The organism is Achromobacter sp. 1014246743 (genome assembly GCF_059760725.1).
Window position 1 is genome coordinate 25,592 of record NZ_JCBANA010000022.1, and the last position, 15,857, is coordinate 41,448.

14 protein-coding genes are annotated in these 15,857 nt (G+C 68.1%); 10 read left to right on the top strand and 4 right to left on the bottom strand.

Features of this window, described 5'->3' with window-relative positions; genetic code table 11:
- Positions 1-15 precede the first annotated feature (15 nt).
- Positions 16-642 carry an HAD-IA family hydrolase gene (locus AC6LJ2_RS11500; protein ID WP_498151394.1) on the top strand — a complete coding sequence of 209 codons (627 nt, stop codon included), beginning with the start codon at positions 16-18 and terminating at the stop codon, positions 640-642.
- A gap of 27 nt (positions 643-669) precedes the next feature.
- Entirely contained in the window at positions 670-1,185 is a 516-nt protein-coding gene (locus AC6LJ2_RS11505) for a class IV adenylate cyclase (protein WP_498151395.1), read from the top strand.
- A 67-nt stretch (positions 1,186-1,252) separates the two neighbouring features.
- Here the strand turns inward: AC6LJ2_RS11505 and fmt are convergent, their stop codons facing one another.
- Together fmt and def are read right to left on the bottom strand one after the other, a co-directional pair.
- Positions 1,253-2,194: a methionyl-tRNA formyltransferase gene (gene fmt, locus AC6LJ2_RS11510; protein ID WP_263914883.1), complete on the bottom strand. Its 942-nt coding sequence runs from the start codon at positions 2,192-2,194 to the stop codon at positions 1,253-1,255.
- A 31-nt stretch (positions 2,195-2,225) separates the two neighbouring features.
- Entirely contained in the window at positions 2,226-2,738 is a 513-nt protein-coding gene (gene def / locus AC6LJ2_RS11515) for a peptide deformylase (RefSeq protein WP_263914882.1), read from the bottom strand.
- Between the two features lie 251 nt (positions 2,739-2,989).
- Here def and dprA point away from each other — a divergent pair, with 251 nt between their 5' ends.
- The 8 genes from dprA (at position 2,990) to AC6LJ2_RS11555 (ending at position 13,389) form a co-directional block, all read left to right on the top strand.
- Positions 2,990-4,105: a DNA-processing protein DprA gene (gene dprA / locus AC6LJ2_RS11520; RefSeq protein WP_263914881.1), complete on the top strand. Its 1,116-nt coding sequence runs from the start codon at positions 2,990-2,992 to the stop codon at positions 4,103-4,105.
- 74 nt (positions 4,106-4,179) lie between these two features.
- Complete coding sequence (locus AC6LJ2_RS11525) at positions 4,180-5,088, top strand: hydroxymethylglutaryl-CoA lyase (protein ID WP_445657759.1); 909 nt, start codon at positions 4,180-4,182, stop codon at positions 5,086-5,088.
- 96 nt (positions 5,089-5,184) lie between these two features.
- A complete protein-coding gene (locus tag AC6LJ2_RS11530; protein WP_263914879.1) occupies positions 5,185-5,658 on the top strand; it encodes a hypothetical protein in 474 nt (157 codons plus the stop codon).
- 58 nt (positions 5,659-5,716) lie between these two features.
- Entirely contained in the window at positions 5,717-7,108 is a 1,392-nt protein-coding gene (locus AC6LJ2_RS11535) for an SWIM zinc finger family protein (protein WP_498151396.1), read from the top strand.
- Entirely contained in the window at positions 7,105-9,681 is a 2,577-nt protein-coding gene (locus AC6LJ2_RS11540; RefSeq protein ID WP_498151397.1) for a DUF6493 family protein, read from the top strand. Before AC6LJ2_RS11535 ends, AC6LJ2_RS11540 begins: the two co-directional genes overlap by 4 nt.
- A gap of 8 nt (positions 9,682-9,689) precedes the next feature.
- Positions 9,690-12,086 carry a DUF6493 family protein gene (locus AC6LJ2_RS11545; RefSeq protein ID WP_498151398.1) on the top strand — a complete coding sequence of 799 codons (2,397 nt, stop codon included), beginning with the start codon at positions 9,690-9,692 and terminating at the stop codon, positions 12,084-12,086.
- A gap of 19 nt (positions 12,087-12,105) precedes the next feature.
- A complete protein-coding gene (locus tag AC6LJ2_RS11550; protein WP_445657763.1) occupies positions 12,106-12,687 on the top strand; it encodes an SMI1/KNR4 family protein in 582 nt (193 codons plus the stop codon).
- Between the two features lie 66 nt (positions 12,688-12,753).
- On the top strand, positions 12,754-13,389 hold the full coding sequence (locus AC6LJ2_RS11555) for a hypothetical protein (protein ID WP_498151399.1): 636 nt from the start codon (positions 12,754-12,756) through the stop codon (positions 13,387-13,389).
- A gap of 7 nt (positions 13,390-13,396) precedes the next feature.
- Here AC6LJ2_RS11555 and AC6LJ2_RS11560 read toward each other — a convergent pair whose 3' ends face one another.
- Both AC6LJ2_RS11560 and AC6LJ2_RS11565 read right to left on the bottom strand, forming a co-directional pair.
- Positions 13,397-14,413 (bottom strand): amino acid ABC transporter substrate-binding protein, encoded by a 1,017-nt coding sequence (locus AC6LJ2_RS11560; protein ID WP_445657765.1) that lies wholly within the window; start codon positions 14,411-14,413, stop codon positions 13,397-13,399.
- Positions 14,414-14,540: 127 nt separating this feature from the next.
- Positions 14,541-15,782 (bottom strand): aminotransferase class I/II-fold pyridoxal phosphate-dependent enzyme, encoded by a 1,242-nt coding sequence (locus AC6LJ2_RS11565; RefSeq protein WP_263914872.1) that lies wholly within the window; start codon positions 15,780-15,782, stop codon positions 14,541-14,543.
- Between the last annotated feature and the right edge of the window lie 75 nt (positions 15,783-15,857).

Below are 15,857 nucleotides of genomic sequence, written 5' to 3' on the forward strand. Positions count from 1 at the left end.
CAACGGATTGCTTACTTGAAATACGACATCGCAGCTTTCGACTTTGACGGAACCCTGGCAGACACCATGCCCTGGTTCAATTCCATCCTGAACACGGTTGCCGACAAATACGGCTTTCGCAAGATCGACGCGGCTGAACGCGACCAGCTGCGTCACCGCGAAGCCTCGGAAATCCTGAAATTCCTGGGCATTCCGCTCTGGAAGCTGCCTGCGATCATGGCGCATGTGCGCACGCTCATGCAGGAAATCGACCCCAGCGTGCACCTGTTCGATGGCATTCCCGACGCCCTGGCGCGCCTGAAGGCCGCCGGCATGCGGCTGGTGGTCGTCAGTTCGAATTCGCTCGAGAACGTGCAGCGGGTGCTGGGCCCGGACACCGTCGGCCTGTTCGACGACTATGAATGCGGCACGGACCTGTTCGGCAAGCCGGCCAAGATCGAGCGCCTGCTCAAGCGCCACGACACCGCGCCCGAACGCTTCCTGCTGGTGGGCGACGAAATGCGCGACATCGACGCCGCACGCAAGGCGGGCGTGCGGGTGGCATCGGTGGCCTGGGGGTACAACCATGTCGATGCGCTGCGCGAACGCGGCCCCGACGAACTGTTCCTGCACGTCGCCGACCTGCCGGCCCTGGCGAGCTGACGGCGGGCTCTCCCCAAGGAAGCACCCATGGCACGCAATGTCGAAATCAAAGCCCGGATAGCCAGCGTGGACGCCGTCGAGCCCCTGGCTGCGGCCCTGTCCGGCAAGCCGCCGGTCACCATCGCGCAGGACGACACGTTCTTTGCCTGCCCCAACGGTCGGCTCAAGCTGCGCGTCTTTGCCGACGGCACCGCCGAACTGATCTTCTATCGCCGCGCGGACGACACCGGACCGAAAGAGAGTTTCTACGTCATTTCGCCGACGTCATCGCCGGACACGCTGCGCGAAGCCCTGGCGCTGGCCTATGGCCTGGTGGGCCGCGTGCGCAAGACACGCCTGCTGCATATGACGGGGCGCACCCGCATCCATCTGGACCGGGTCGAAGGGCTGGGGGATTTCCTGGAACTGGAAGTGGTGCTGCGCGACGGCGAAAGCGTCGAGACCGGCATGGCCGAAGCCCACGAATTGCTGGCCAGCCTGCAGGTCAAGCCCGAACAGTTGCTGTCGGGCGCGTACCTGGATCTGCTGGCCGCACAAGGCTGAAAAGGCTGAAAGCCGTCGGCCCCGTGGGGACCGCCTGCTTGCGGCGCCGCGGAGCCAGGCAGGCGCCTCAGGCCGGCTGCCAGCCGCGCACGAACACGTCCACGGGCTGGCGCTTGCCGCCCGCCTTCTGCAATTCCAGCAAACGCAGCACACCGTCGCCGGTCGCGATATCGATGCCCTGGGCATCCGCGCGCAGCACGCTGCCGGGCGCGGCCGACGCGGGCTGGTCCAATGCCTGGGCGCGCCACACCTTCACCGGATCGTCCAGGCCGGGCAAGCGGATGCTGGCGCCCGGCACGGGGTTGAAGGCGCGTACCCGGCGCGCCAACAGGGCGGCGGGCAGGCTGCAATCGAGCGCGGCTTCGGCCTTGTCCAGCTTGGCGGCATAGGTGACGCCGTCTTCGGGCTGGCGCACCGGCCTCAGGCCGCCTTGTTCCAGCGCAGCCAGCGTGGCGACGATGGCCTCGCCGCCGGCCAGGGCCAGCGCGTCGTGCAATTGCGCCGCCGTGGTGTCGTCGGCGATGGGCACCACCCGTTCCAGCAGCATATCGCCGGTATCCAGGCCCGCATCCATCTGCATGATGGTGACGCCGGTACGGGCATCGCCCGCCTCGATGGCGCGCTGGATGGGCGCGGCACCGCGCCAGCGCGGCAACAGGCTGGCGTGGATGTTCAGGCAGCCCAGGCGCGGCAGGCCCAGCACCCATTGCGGCAGGATCAGGCCGTACGCCGCCACCACCATGACGTCGGGCGCCACGCGTTCGAGCAGTTCGCGAGCCTGGGCGGCCTCGTCGGGATAGCGGCCGTCCAGGCGCAGGCTGCGCGGCTGGGCGACTTCAATGCCGGCATCCAGCGCGGCCTGCTTGACCGGGCTGGGCGTGAGCTTGAGCCCCCGCCCCGCGGGACGGTCGGGCTGCGTCATGACCAGGGGAATATCGTGGCCTGCCGCCCGCAAGGCGTCGAAGGCGATACGGGCGAATTCCGGCGTGCCGGCAAAAACTAGGCGCATGGGGATCGGACCCGAAGAAAGGAAACAGGCATCAGGCGCGCAGCGCTTCGCGCTCGGCCTTTTTCAGCTTGGTCTTGATGCGGTTCTGCTTCAGCGAAGACAGGTACTCGACGAACACCTTGCCTTCAAGGTGATCCAGTTCGTGCTGCACGCACACGGCCAAGAGGCCATCGGCGTCGAACTCGAACGGCTTGCCGTCGATGTCCAGCGCCTTGCAGCGAATGCGCGAGGCGCGCTCGACTTCGTCGTACACGCCCGGCACGGACAGGCAGCCTTCTTCGTAGACCTTGTGGTCGTCGCTGTGCCAGGTGATCTCGGGGTTGATCAGCACCAGCAACTGGTTGCCTTCTTCAGACACGTCGATGACGACCACGCGCTCGTGCACGTCGACCTGGGTGGCGGCCAGGCCCACACCCGGCGCGTCGTACATGGTGTCGGCCATGTCACGCACCAGTTGGCGGATGCGGTCATCGACCTCGGCGACCGGCTTGGCCACTTTGTGCAAGCGCGGATCCGGGTAGCGAAGAATAGGTAGTAAAGCCATTGAAAGGGGTCGTCAGTGATAAGTGCCTGGATAAGAGTTTAATTCATTAGAGTCTTGATTTCTAATAGTTTTCGGCTAAACGGAAGATTGCACGGATCAACCTGCCCCCATTTTTGACCCCCTATCCGGGACGATTCGGTCCGCCCCTCGCCCGGCCCACGTCGCAGCCATGCGACACTCTCGGACGACCCGCGCTGCGAGCGCCCAGCCCTTTGCCCACCGATGCAGCCGGCCCGCCGGCGCCCTTCTTCATGCCGTTGACCCACACTGTTGCCGAATTGTCCGCCTGGCTGCGCCTGTCCCTGGAGCCCGGGGTCGGGTCCGCTACCGCCTGCACGTTGCTGGGCGCGCTGGGCCTGCCGGAACAGATCTATGCGCAGCGTGCCAGCGCCCTGATGCGCCAGGTGCCCGACGCGCTGGCGCGCCAGCTGGCCGCCCCCATGCCCGCCGACATGGCCGCGCAGGTCGACAGCGCCCTGCAATGGGTCGACGCCCCCGATCACCACATCCTGACCCTGGCCGACCCCGCCTATCCGCAAAGCCTGCTCACCATCGCCGACCCGCCCATCCTGCTCTACGTGACCGGCGATCCGGCCTATCTGCAAGGCCAGGCGCTGGCCGTGGTGGGCGCGCGCAACGCCACGCCGGGCGGCCAGGAAAACGCGCGCGCCTTCGCCCGCCACCTGGCGGGCAGCGGCTGGCGGGTCATCAGCGGGCTGGCCCTGGGCATTGACGCCGCGGCCCATGAAGGCGCGCTGGATGCCGGCCCCGGCGGCGCGGGCACGGTCGCGGTCATGGGCACCGGCATCGACCGCATCTATCCCGCCAAACATCGCGACCTGGCCCACCGCATCGCCGCCCAAGGCGCACTGGTGTCCGAATTGCCGCTGGGCACGGGCGCCCTGCCGCAGCACTTTCCCAAGCGCAACCGCATCGTGGCGGGGTTGGCGCGCGGCGTGCTGGTGGTCGAGGCGGCCAAGCAGAGCGGGTCCCTCATCACCGCCCGCCTGGCGGGCGAAAGCGGGCGCGAGGTCTTCGCCATTCCCGGTTCCATCCATTCGCCGCTGTCACGCGGCTGCCATGCCTTGATTCGCCAAGGCGCCAAGCTGGTGGAAACCGCGGCCGACATTACCGACGAACTGGGCGGCGGCCCCACGCCCGGCGCCCCGCGCGCCAAGGCGCAAGCGCCCGCCGCCTTGCCCGACCACCCCGTGCTGGATGCCCTGGGGTTCGACCCCCTGCACCTGGATGCCATCCAGGCGCGCTGCGGCCTGGACACGCCCACGCTGCAGGCCCAATTGCTGGAACTGGAACTGGCCGCCCGCGTGGCCCGACTGGACGACGGCCGCTTCCAGCGCCTGAAATAGGCGTTGGCGCTACTATTGGCGAAGGCGCCGTCGTGTTGCCGCGGCCGCCACCCGATACCGATACAGGAAGAGACATGGCTTTGCCCTCCCGCGTCAAGATCGTCGAGGTTTCCCCCCGCGACGGCCTGCAGAATGAAAAAGAATTCGTGTCCACCGACATCAAGGTGGAACTGGTCAACCGCCTGGCCGCTGCCGGATTTCCCAACGTCGAGGCGGCCTCGTTCGTGTCGCCCAAGTGGGTGCCGCAAATGGCCGACGGCGCCGACGTCATGGCGCGCATCGAACGCCGCCCCGGCACGATCTACTCGGTGCTGACGCCCAATATGAAGGGCTTCGAAGGCGCGCTGGCCGCCGGCGCGGACGAAATCGTCATTTTCGGCGCGGCCAGCGAGGCCTTCTCGCAAAAGAACATCAATTGCTCCATCGCCGAATCCATCGCGCGCTTCGAACCCGTGGTGCAGGCCGCCCGCGACGCCGGCATCCGCGTGCGCGGCAGCATCAGCTGCGCGCTGGGCTGTCCCTACCAGGGCGACGTGCCGATCGACGCGGTGGTCGACGTGGCCCGGCGCTACCTGGCCATGCAGGTCGATGAAATCGACGTCGCCGACACCATCGGCGTCGGCACGCCGCAACGCGTGCGCGATGTGATGGCGGCGGTCACCCGCGTGGTGGACCCGGCGCGCGTGTCGGGCCATTTCCATGACACCTACGGCCAGGCGCTGGCCAACATCCTGGCATCGCTGGAAACCGGCATTTCGATCTTCCACGCCTCGGTGGCCGGCCTGGGCGGCTGCCCCTATGCCAAGGGAGCCACCGGCAACGTGGCCACCGAAGACGTGCTGTACATGCTGCGCGGCCTGGATATCGATACGGGCGTGGACTTCGACGCCGTGGTCGACATCGGCCAATGGATGTCGGCCAACCTGAACCGCAAGGGCTCCAGCCGGGCCGGCAACGCCATTGCCGCCAAGCGGGCCGCCTGACGCGAAAACTCGTAGAATGGCTGCGCGCGTTTCGCGTGAGCGCCAGGACCGCCTGGCGCGCATCTTCTCGCAACGCTACCGGAATTTCGCAGCCGCATGACGTCCCCCGTCTCCGCCCCTCCACCCGAGGAACTTGCCGCCCTGCTGCGCGCCATCGGCCCCCTGCCCCTGTCGGGACAGGCATGGCCGGACTGGGTCCGCATCCTGACCTGGGTCATCCTGGCCGTGCTGGGCGTGCAGGTCGTCACCACCGCCATCCGCGCCCCCGCGCAGCCTTTCGACGCTGCGCTGGCCGTGGGCGTGGGACTGTGCTTCATCGGCCTGTTGTTCATCTCCTGGCACATGCAGACATCCATCACCACCATCGACGAACGCGGCCTGCGCCAAAGCTGGTTCGCGCGCCGCGAGGTCGCCTGGGAAGACGTGCGCGGCGCGCGATTCGTGCCGATGCTGTTTTCCAAGCGGCTGGTGGTGTTCACGCACAGTGGGCGGCCCGTGATTTTCCAGGGCGGCACGCGCGAACTGCGCAACGCATTCACCAGGATTGCCGAACTCTACCGGCGCAGTTGACGCGCCAGCCCCCGCGACGGCAGAGCATCGTCGCGCCCCTGTCCAGGAGCCCTGACGCATGACCGAGCTGGCCTATGCCTATCTCGCCCCTTCGGAATTCGCCCAACGGCAGGGCCAGGCCGACCTGAACCTGGCCACCAGCGGCGGTCTTGCACCGTCGGGCGCGGTGGCGCATCCCTTTTTCTTTTCCGGATTCGTGGCGCAGCCCGCCGTGGTGGCGCAAGCGCTGCTGATGCTGGCGCGGGTGGCACGCACGCGCTTCTATGTGCCGCCGAACACGCTGGCGGCGGTGCTGCGGGCGGCGGACCCGGTCGTGACCTGCACACCCGAAGGCTTGCGCTTCGAGTCCTTCAGCGTGTGCTGCGGCGTGTATGCGCGCCTGGACGTGGACGCGGCGGCGCTGGACGCCACGCATTCGGCGCCCGGCGTCACCAACGTGGACGTGAATCCCCCGCTGCGCCAGGCGCTGGCGGGGCTGCGCGCAGCGGAGCCCTTGCACCTGACCGTGGGCAGTGAGGCGTTGCGGGTCGCAACGCAAGCGGGCGAGATCGTCGAAGAGAAAGTCCCGCTGCCCACGCGCTGGCTCAAGGGATTTGCCGAGACGCAGATGCTGTCGGCGGGCATGAGGCCGCGTCACGAGCTCACGGGCGCGGCGCTGCGCCAGTTCGTGCAGGCCCTGCCACGTTCATCGGCGACCAAGACGGTGATGTGGGCGACCCAGGCCGCCCGTTCGCTGCGGCTGGCCACGCAGGCGACGCCCGGCGCGGTGTGCGTGGCAGGACCGGAACGGTTGCGGGTGCTGGAGCCGCTGCTGCGCTACGCCACGGCGCTGCGCGCCTATGGCGCCGATGTGGCGGCCGGCGCGCCGCCGCAGGCCAGCGCCTGGGTGCTGGAACTACCCGGCGCGCGGGTCACGCTGGGGCTGAGCCCGGAAAAATCGCGCGGCTTCTCGGGCGAAGGCTCGGTGCTGCATCTGATCGCGGGCGGCGATGCGAACGAGGACGCAGCTTTCGTCTCGACGTTGCTGGCCTTCGAGCCCCGCATCGATGTTGCCCAACTGGCCGCGCGAGCCCTGTTGCCGCCCGCGCAGATCGCATCCGCGCTGGCCGTGCTGGCGTCGTCCGGCCAGGTAGGGTTCGACCTGGCGGCGGGCGCGTATTTCCATCGCCCGCTGCCGGTGCAGGCGGGGCTGCTCGATACGCTGCATCCGCGGCTGGCCGACGCGCGCAAGCTGGTGGCGGACGGCGCGGTGCTGCCCGAGGGCGAGGGGCGGTATACGGTGCAGTCGGGGCCGCAGCGCTACCGGGTGGTGCTGGGTGCCGAGCCCGCGCAGGACCGCTGTACCTGCCCCTGGAACGCCAAATACCAGGGCACGCGCGGCCCTTGCAAGCACACGCTGGCCGTGCGCATGGTGCTCGATCCCCTCAATGCGCCTGGAGCCGACGCATGACCTTGAGCCTGACCGAACGCCGCGCGGCGCTGCGCGAGGCCGCGGGCGGCGACGCGACGGACGTCACCGCCTTTGCCTGCGCACTGACCGGTGCGGGCGAGGAAGACCGCGCCGCGCTGGCCAAGACCTTGCCGCCGTCGCGCCTGTTCAGCGCAGAGGGGCCGACGCCCAGGGCATGTTTCGTGTTGACCGCGCTGGGCAAGCCCAAGCTCGTGGCCGAGACCCTGGCGCCGGCGGATATGACGCGCAAGCGCGACTATGCCCCCCGCCATGCCGCGATGACGCCAGCCGTCATCGCCGCGGCGAGCGAACGGGACGCGCCGTGGCGCGCTGCATTCATCGAACTGTTGGCCGAGCAGCACTGGTGGGGCGAGGACCTGGTCTGGCCAGTGTGCAACGCGCTGGTTCGGCTGGATGACGCCACGCCCCCGTCCATGGCCTATCTCCGGTGTTTCGTGCGACAGGTCAGCGCCATCGGCGCGGACGGGCAACTGGACGAAGACCACGGCAAGCGCATGGCCGCGCATCTGCAGGCGCACCCCGATTGGGTCGAACGCGAGTTCTGGGCCTTGTTCCGAGTCGACGGAATGGGCGCCGATTACCCGCTCATCGAACGTACCGGCCCCGCCTGGGACGCCGCCATCCTGGCGCTTTGCCAGGCCAGCCCGGCATTCCGGGAACGCCTGCTGGCCGAGTCACTGGAAGCCTTGCTGCGAGACTTCTCCGCGAAAGTCATTGCCTGGTACTTGCGCGTGCATCGATTGGCCGATCCGACCGCGCACGAAGTCGCGGCCAGGCAACACACGTATTTCTCGGTGCTCGCCACGGCGCCCAGCACGGCGGTCGGCCTGGCCCAGGACATGCTCAAGCGCGCCGCCGCACAACTGGATGTGGACGCGATGATCGAGGCCGCGCCCGCCGTCCTGACCCGTACGGAGAAGAAGCTGGTCAAGGCCCAGCTCGCGCTGCTTGCCGCGCTCAAGACAGATGCCGGGCAAAGCGATCGCATCTCGCAGATCGTCGGCGAAGCGCTGGAAGGCATGCCGTTGGACCTGGCGCCGCTGGCGCGCAAGCTCATGGTTGCGACAGACGAGATGCGGCCTGCCGATGCGAATGGCGAGGCCTGCACGAAAGAGGACGACGTCAGCCGCACAATCACGATACCGGCACCACGCAGCACGTCGCTGCCGGACCTTCCCGAGCCTGCGCCCGACATCGGCGACGACGAGGCACTGCACGCCTTGATCGGGGCGCAGTTCGAGGGCGTCGGACACGGCGCCGAGTTACCCCGCATCTTCGACTACCTGGCCGACCGTCCGCAGATTGCGCTGCCCGAGGCGCTGCAACATCGCGCCGCCGAAATCATCGCGTCAGTGTGGGATGAACACAATGCCTCGCCGCGGCGCCTTCTGGCCGCCGCGCTGCTGGGCCGGGACGAGGTCAGTTTCCAGGGCTATGCCCGGTATGTCGTGGCCAGCGCAGGCAAGCCGGACCCCGTGGGCGTGGTGTTGCAGGAAAACACCTTCACCAGCAGCGGCTACGACGTCGAGACCGGAGATTGGAGGGTCAACGAAACCTGGACCTCGCGCTCGGGCTACCAATACCTGCCGACGCATTCGCCGCTGGCCCTGCTGGCGGGGGCCTTCCACGACCTGCGGTCGAGTCGGGCGCGGGGTGAACCCTTCGTAGCCCCGGCGCCCGTGCCGGCGCATCGCTTCGCCTGGCAACGAATGGTTGCCGCGCCGGGAGAAGGTACTTTCTCGCGTGATCTGGAAGTATTGGGAGAGGGCCCCAAGCCGTTCTGGATGCCGACGGACACCGCCGCAGTGACCAACACGCCCGCCTCGCCGGCCCTGGATGTCGCCGACGTACCGGCCGAATTCACCTTCCGCGTCCAGGAGGCCCGGCAGCAGGACGGCTACGACCAGGTCGTGCAATGGACGGCCTGGCTGCTGCGGTCCAACCCTGACACATTGGCCGCGCATTTCCATCCGATGCTGTGCGCGGCGGTGCAGGTGATCAACGTGCGCGGCCTTGCACCATTGCTGACGGCGCTGGGCGCGTCCCGGCAGGTGCCTGGTGCGCCCGTGTACTCGGCCTTGGCGCTGGCGGCATCGGCGAAGATGGCCGAGCAACGCGCCCAGGCCGCCGAGGCGATCGCGCGGCTGGCCGACGTTGGCCTGCTCGCCCCCGCGCCGTTTGCCGCGCAGATCGCGGCGCACCTGGCGCAGGGCTTCGTCCTGGCCGGACGACTCGCGCAGACACTGGCCGACGCCGCGTCTATCAGCGCCCTCTCCGGCGGCCGCGTGCTGCAGACGCTGGCGGCGCTGCTGCCGCATCTGCTCGACGCCCAAGGCAAGCCGCTGGCCCAGGCCGTCAAGCTCATCGAACTGGCCGCACGCCTGTCCAATGACTATGGCATGCCGGTGGCGCTGCCCGCCGCGCTGGCGGCGCGACGCAAGGGCGCGTCGGTGCTGGCGGTGACCTTGCGCAGCCTGGAAGCCGTCGTACCGCGTGTGACGCCTTTGGCCGAAACCGCCGCTGCCGCCGCGCAGCGGACTCACGAGAGATAACCACTCGCATGACTACCTACGCAAATCTCTGGGACTACTACCGCGATACGGCGCGGCTGATCCAGGATGGCGCGACCCTGCGCACCCTGTATGACGCCCTGCTTCAGGTGCAGTCGGACGATATGCGCGCGGTGGACGCGTCGCCCAAGCGGCTGCGCGAAATGACGCAGCGCTGGTCCCAGCGCCCGAACTTCGTGCCGATCCGCCTGAACGAGCGTTTCAACGGGCTACAGGTCGAGCATACGGATGACTACGTGCTGGCCATGGTCGCCGGGCTGGGCGGACGGCACGAACAGGAAGTGCGCCTCTTCATGCTGCGCCACGACCACGCGCTGCGCGACGAGGTGTTCTGGCGGATCTTCGAAGTGGAAGGCGGCGGCGAGATCTCGCTGGCGAACATCGACAAGTTCTCGCGCGAGGAATTGAACTGGCACAACACGGTCGTGCTGCTGACCAATGAAGGCACGCTGGACCGGGGCCGTGTGCTGCGCAGCTGCCTGCAGGCGATGAACCGGGATTTCTCCGCCTATCGCGCCGGCTGGTACTCGCGCCTGTATGCGACGCTGGCCCCCACGCCCGACGAGGTGGCGGCCGACCAGCAGTTGCTGCGGCGGTGCCTGGGCTCGTCGATCACGGCCACCGTGTCGCTGGCCGTGAAGCAGTTCGAGACGCTGCACAAGCATGGCCTGCTCGACGCCACGCCTTTCGTGGACGCTTGCGGCGGCGCATTCTCGGGGCCGAAGGCCGCGGCGCTGTCGGTGCTGCGCATTCTGGAAGCACTGGGCGCACAGGCACGGGGCGATTCGCAGGCCCTGGCGCAGGCGCTGGCCCTGGGTCTGGGGCATCCGCATGCCGACGTGCAACGGGCGGCGGTGAAGGCGCTGGTGAAGATGGGCCGGGTGGATCTGGCGCAACAGCAGCGCGACGCCCTGGCGCCGGCGGTGGCCGTCCTGCTGCCGCACGCCAGCGCCGCCGAGGTCGATGACAACGCGGGGGACGGTCTTGCGCCAGACGCCAATGCGCAGGGTGTGTCGGGCATGCCATCCCACTTGCCGCCACCCGAACCGCTGCGCCCCTGGACGGACGACGACGCCCAGGAACGCTATGCCGCACTGCTGGAAGCGCCCGCCGACGCCCTGGAATTCGAGCTGGCGCTGGCATGGCTGGCGACGTCCGGGCAAGTGGCTGCCACGGTCGCGCCCCTGGCCAAGCGGGCACGCCGCCTGGCCGAGCGCGAAAGACAGCACTACGCGGCGGCGCTGCTGCTGGCGGCGCACGAACCTGAAGCCCCGTTCCTGCCACGGCAGTATTGGCAGCAAACCAGCACCAGCCTGGTCAACGGCGAATGGGTGCAGGAACGCGAGGGCAAACCCCAGGCGCTGCCGAGCGCCGAGCAATCCACCCTGCTGCCCAGCTTCATCACCCGCCTTCGCGAGGTCGCCGCGATCGTGCAGGGCAAGACGCCGCGCCGCCCGTTGCTCGCCACGCCTACCGACACGCAAGGCTGGGTCGATGCCGATGCCCTGCTGGCCCGATTCGAGGCGGGCCGGGAAAGTGGCCCGCCGATGCCGGTGGATCTCACCCAGGCCTTGCTGCGCGTGCATCCCGAGCATCGGGCCCGGGCGGTCGAGGCTACCGGCGGCGCGTGGCCGCAGATCACCGACACCGTGCAGATCGAATGGCGCAGCCGCGGATCGAGCACCTTGAAGGCCGACGGCTCGCCGCAATGGGTGTGGTGGAGCCCCGTGATCCATGCCGCGCCCGACGAAGCGCCTTCGGCCACGCAACCGGCGCTGATTCCGTCAGGTCCGCTGCAATACAACGACTGGGGCGACGCCCATGCGCTGGTCTGCGCCGAACTCGGCCTGGCCAACCCCGCGTCGACCTTGCCGCTGGCCGCGGCCAGCATGGCGGTCATGAACACGGCAGCGGGCGACGAAGCCGAGCATCGCGCGGCCGCCGTGCTGCGCGTTCTTGCCGGGCATCCGGGCGCGTGGCACGCGGAAACCGTCCAACTGCTTGCCCTGGGCATGGCGGCCAAGCAGGCCGAGGTGCGCGCGCAAGCCGTGGAAGCGTTTGCCGCTGCGATTCCGCACCGCTTGGACGCAACCGCTGCCGCGCAGGCCTACGCCGCCTGCGTGCCCGCGATCGTCCTGACCCGCTGGGCAGCGTCCTTCACGGACGCGGCGACACTGGCGCCCGCCGCCGTCATCGCCATGCTGGGCGGTCTGTTGCCGCGCCTGGACCCCAAGACGCGCGGTATCGGCTCCTTGCTTACCGTGCTGCTGGATGAGTCGCTGCGCCACGCGCACCCCGTCCAGGCCGCGGACCTGCGCGGCTGGCTGGCGAGCTTTACTGGCACGTCCGCCGCCGCCAAAGCCGCCAAGGCGCTATTGGCGTTGTAAATCGATCAAGGAAACTTGCATGACCCTGACCGCCGAACAGTTTCACCAACGCATGTGGGAAATCCTGGAGCCCGTGGACACCGAGTTCTTCGAGGTCGTCGCCGCGCCCGCCCCCGACGCAGAAGCGATCGGGGCGCTTGAAGCCGCGGTCGGCTTTCCGCTGCCGGCAGCGTTTGCCGCCTTCTGCCAGCGCACCAACGGCTTGTGCGTGATGGCGCGCGAAGCTGTCTGGCCGCATGCGAAGGCGTTCGAGGTCGGCCCCGCCTGGACGTTCTGGCGCGGCCTGGTGCTGTTGGGCATCGACACCCCGGACTTGCCCGACTGGGCCAGCATCTCGGCGCAGCAGCGCCAGCTGGCCGAGGCCGGTCTGCCCGGCATCCTGCCCCTGCTGAAAATCGTGGGCGATGGCGGCCGGATCTGGGGCCTGGATCAGGCAGGAACCGTCGTGGTGATCGATGACTTGACCGATCCGCAGCCCCTGGACGGTGACTTTACCGATCTCTACGCCGAGCAGATCGCCGACCTGATGCAGCGCCAGCAAGACATGGCGCAGCGACTGGCCGAACGCGCGGCGCGCAAGCCAGGCAAGCTGCCGGGGTAGCATGCCTGGTAACGCCCCCGCTTCACCCAACGCCATCGAATCCCATCAATCGACCCAAGACAGGCAATGATCCGCTTACCGCTCAAGACCGCCGCCCTGATCGCGGGCATCGTGATGACCCTGGCCAGCCAGGCACAGCAGCCCGAGCAGGCACCCGCGCCGGCATCGACTGCGGCGCAGCCGCCCGTCGTCGGCGCCTGGCGCAAGGTGTCCGACGCTCAGCTCGATCAGCAGTACCGTTATTCCATGCTGCCTGACGTGGTCGCCGCGGGCAGCAAGTGGGCCGCCTACGATTACACGGCCGGCAAGACCGTGTGTTGCCTCGCGGTGGTCGGACCGGAGATCAGCGAGGCCGAGCTGGACAGCACCTATGGCATCCCGGGCCCGTGGATCACGGATCTGGTGAACGGCTGGAGTCTGGACGCCGCGCCGTATCGACCCCGCGTGCAGCTGCTGCGCGCGGAAGGCGCGCTAGTCGACTACGAATTTTCTGAAATGGCCGATGCGCTGGGCGGCCTGCTGCTGCCCGCCCAGGCCCAGGCGGTCGCGCCACACACGCTGCAGTTCGACGGCAAGCGTTACACCGTGGCGCGCAAGGAAGAGCCGCTCGCCAGCGGAGACGGCATGGTGCACACCTACGCCCTGCGACCCGCCCAGGGCGGCAAGCCCTTGGCGGTCGAGGTGCCCTACGGGATCTATTAGCCGTTGATCAGCGGATCGGCAGCGCGTACATCAGGCCACCCTGCGTCCATTGCGCATTCAGGCCGCGCTTGATCTTGAGCGGGCTGCCCTGGCCGACGTTGCGCTCGAAGCTTTCGCCGTAGTTGCCCACTTGCTTGACGATGTTGTAGGCCCACTTTTCGTCCAGCCCCAGGTTGGCGCCGCCACCGGGCGTGACGCCCAGGATGCGCTTGATGTTGGGGTTGGCGCTCTTGGTCTGTTCGTCGACGTTCTTGGACGTGACGCCGTATTCCTCGGCTTCGATCATGGCCGACAGCGACCAGCGCACGATGTTCAGCCAGGCGTCGTCGCCCTGGCGCACGAACGGGCCCAGCGGCTCTTTGGAGATGATCTCGGGCAGCACGACGTAGTCGTCGGGGTTCTGCAGCTTGGAAATGCGGATGGACGCCAGGCCCGAGGCGTCGGTCGAGAACACGTCGCAACGACCCGCGGCGAACGCGTTGACCACTTCGTTGAAGGTCTCGATCACGACCGGCTTGTACGTCACGTTGTTGGCGCGCGCCCAGTCGGCCAGCGTGTTTTCGTTGGACGTGCCGGTTTGCAGGCAGATCGTGGCGCCGTTGATTTCCTTGGCGCTCTTGACGCCCAGCGACTTGGGCACCAGGAAACCCTGGCCGTCGTAGAAGTTGATGCCGGCATGGATGATGCCCAGCGCGGTGTCACGCTGCTGCGTCACGGTGGTGTTGCGTGTCAGGACGTCGACTTCGCCGGACTGCAGCGCGGTGAAGCGCTGCTGCGAATTGAGCGGCACTACCTTGATCTTGTCGGCATCGCCGAACACGGCCGCCGCGATGGCCCGGCACAGGTCCACATCAAGTCCTTGCCACTTGCCTTGCGCGTCGGGCGCGGAAAAACCCGCAAAACCCGTGGTGGTGCCGCAGGCAACCGCCCCGCGCTGGCGCACCACATCCAGCGTCGCCGCCTGTGCACCCTGTGCCGCTGCGAACAGCAGCGCCGCGCCCACCAACCCTTTAGCAATATTCATGACCTGGATTCCTGTAGTACCCGGACGCGCCAGCGCCCTGTTGTAGCGGGGCGCGCAAGCGCGCCAAGGCGTGAAGCTTATAGACATGAAGCGCCCGCGCCAAATAACAAGCGCTTATTTAGGTATATCAGGCCGCCAGCGAAATCGACACGGGCTGGTTGGCCTCGCAGGCGTCCAGCGCCCGGCTCAGGCGCTGCATGCCCAGCGCGATCTGGCTTTCGTTCATAGTGGCGAAGGACATGCGCATGGCGTGCATGTCGGCCTGCGCCGCATCGGCATAGAAAGCCTTGCCGGGCACGTAGACCACTTCGTGCTCGATCGCATAGGGCAACAGGCGCGTGGCATCGACCTCGCCGGTCAGGCGGGCCCAGAAGAACATGCCGCCTTCTGGCTTGCGAAAGACGATGCGGCCGTTCAATTCACGCGCCAGCGCATCGGCCATGGCGTCGCAACGCAAGCCATAGGCCGCGCGGATGCGGGGTACATGTTCTTCGTAGCGGCCATTGGCCAGATACTGGGCCACGACTTCCTGGATCCAGGCGGACGAGGCCATGTCGTCGGCAGCCTTGGCGCCGACGCAACGGCGACGGATTTCGGGCGGAGCCACCAGCCAGCCGATGCGCAGGGCCGGCGCCATGGTCTTGGACATGCTGGCCAGGTACACGGCCCAGTGACGGGCTTCGCCTTCGGCCAGTGCCATGATGGGCGGCACGGCTTCGCCGGCAAAGCGCAGTTCGCTGTAGGGATCGTCTTCGACGATCAGGAAGCGGTGCTTGACGGCCAGTTCCAGCAAGCGCAGGCGGCGCTGGCGCGAAATGGTGGCGCCGCACGGGTTCGAGAACGACGCCACGACGCAGACCATCTTGGGCTTGATGCGCGCGGCCAGTTCGTCGAGCGCCTCGATATCGACGCCGTCCGGACCCGACGGCACGGTGTGCACCGTGGCGCCGGTATAGCGCAGCGCCTGTACGGAATTGGGGAAGGCGGGCGATTCGATGATGGCGTGGTCGCCGGGCTGCAACATCACGCGGGTCAACAGCGCCATGGCCTGCTGCGAGCCGCCGGTGACGGCCAGTTCGGTATCCGGGTTGCAGTGCAGGCCGCGCACCGCCGACAGGCGAGCCAGCTCGTTGCGCAGGCTGGCCTGGCCATCGATGTTGGAATACTGCAGGCATGCGCCCAGGCGCGCCATGACCTGGGTGGAGGCGATCGACAGGCCGTCCACGTCGAACAGTTCCTGGGCGGGATAGCCGCCCGCCAGCGAAATGGTGCCGGGACGCATCGCGTAAGGCATGAGCGAGCGGATCGGGGAAGCGGGGGGATTCAGGAAAGGCGTGGCGAAAGCGTAGTCGGGCGCGACACTGGACATGGCGGAGGGAACGAGGAAAAGGGATGGACCGCGCTGCCCTGGGGACCGCGCCGGGGGTTAAAACATTGAAATCTA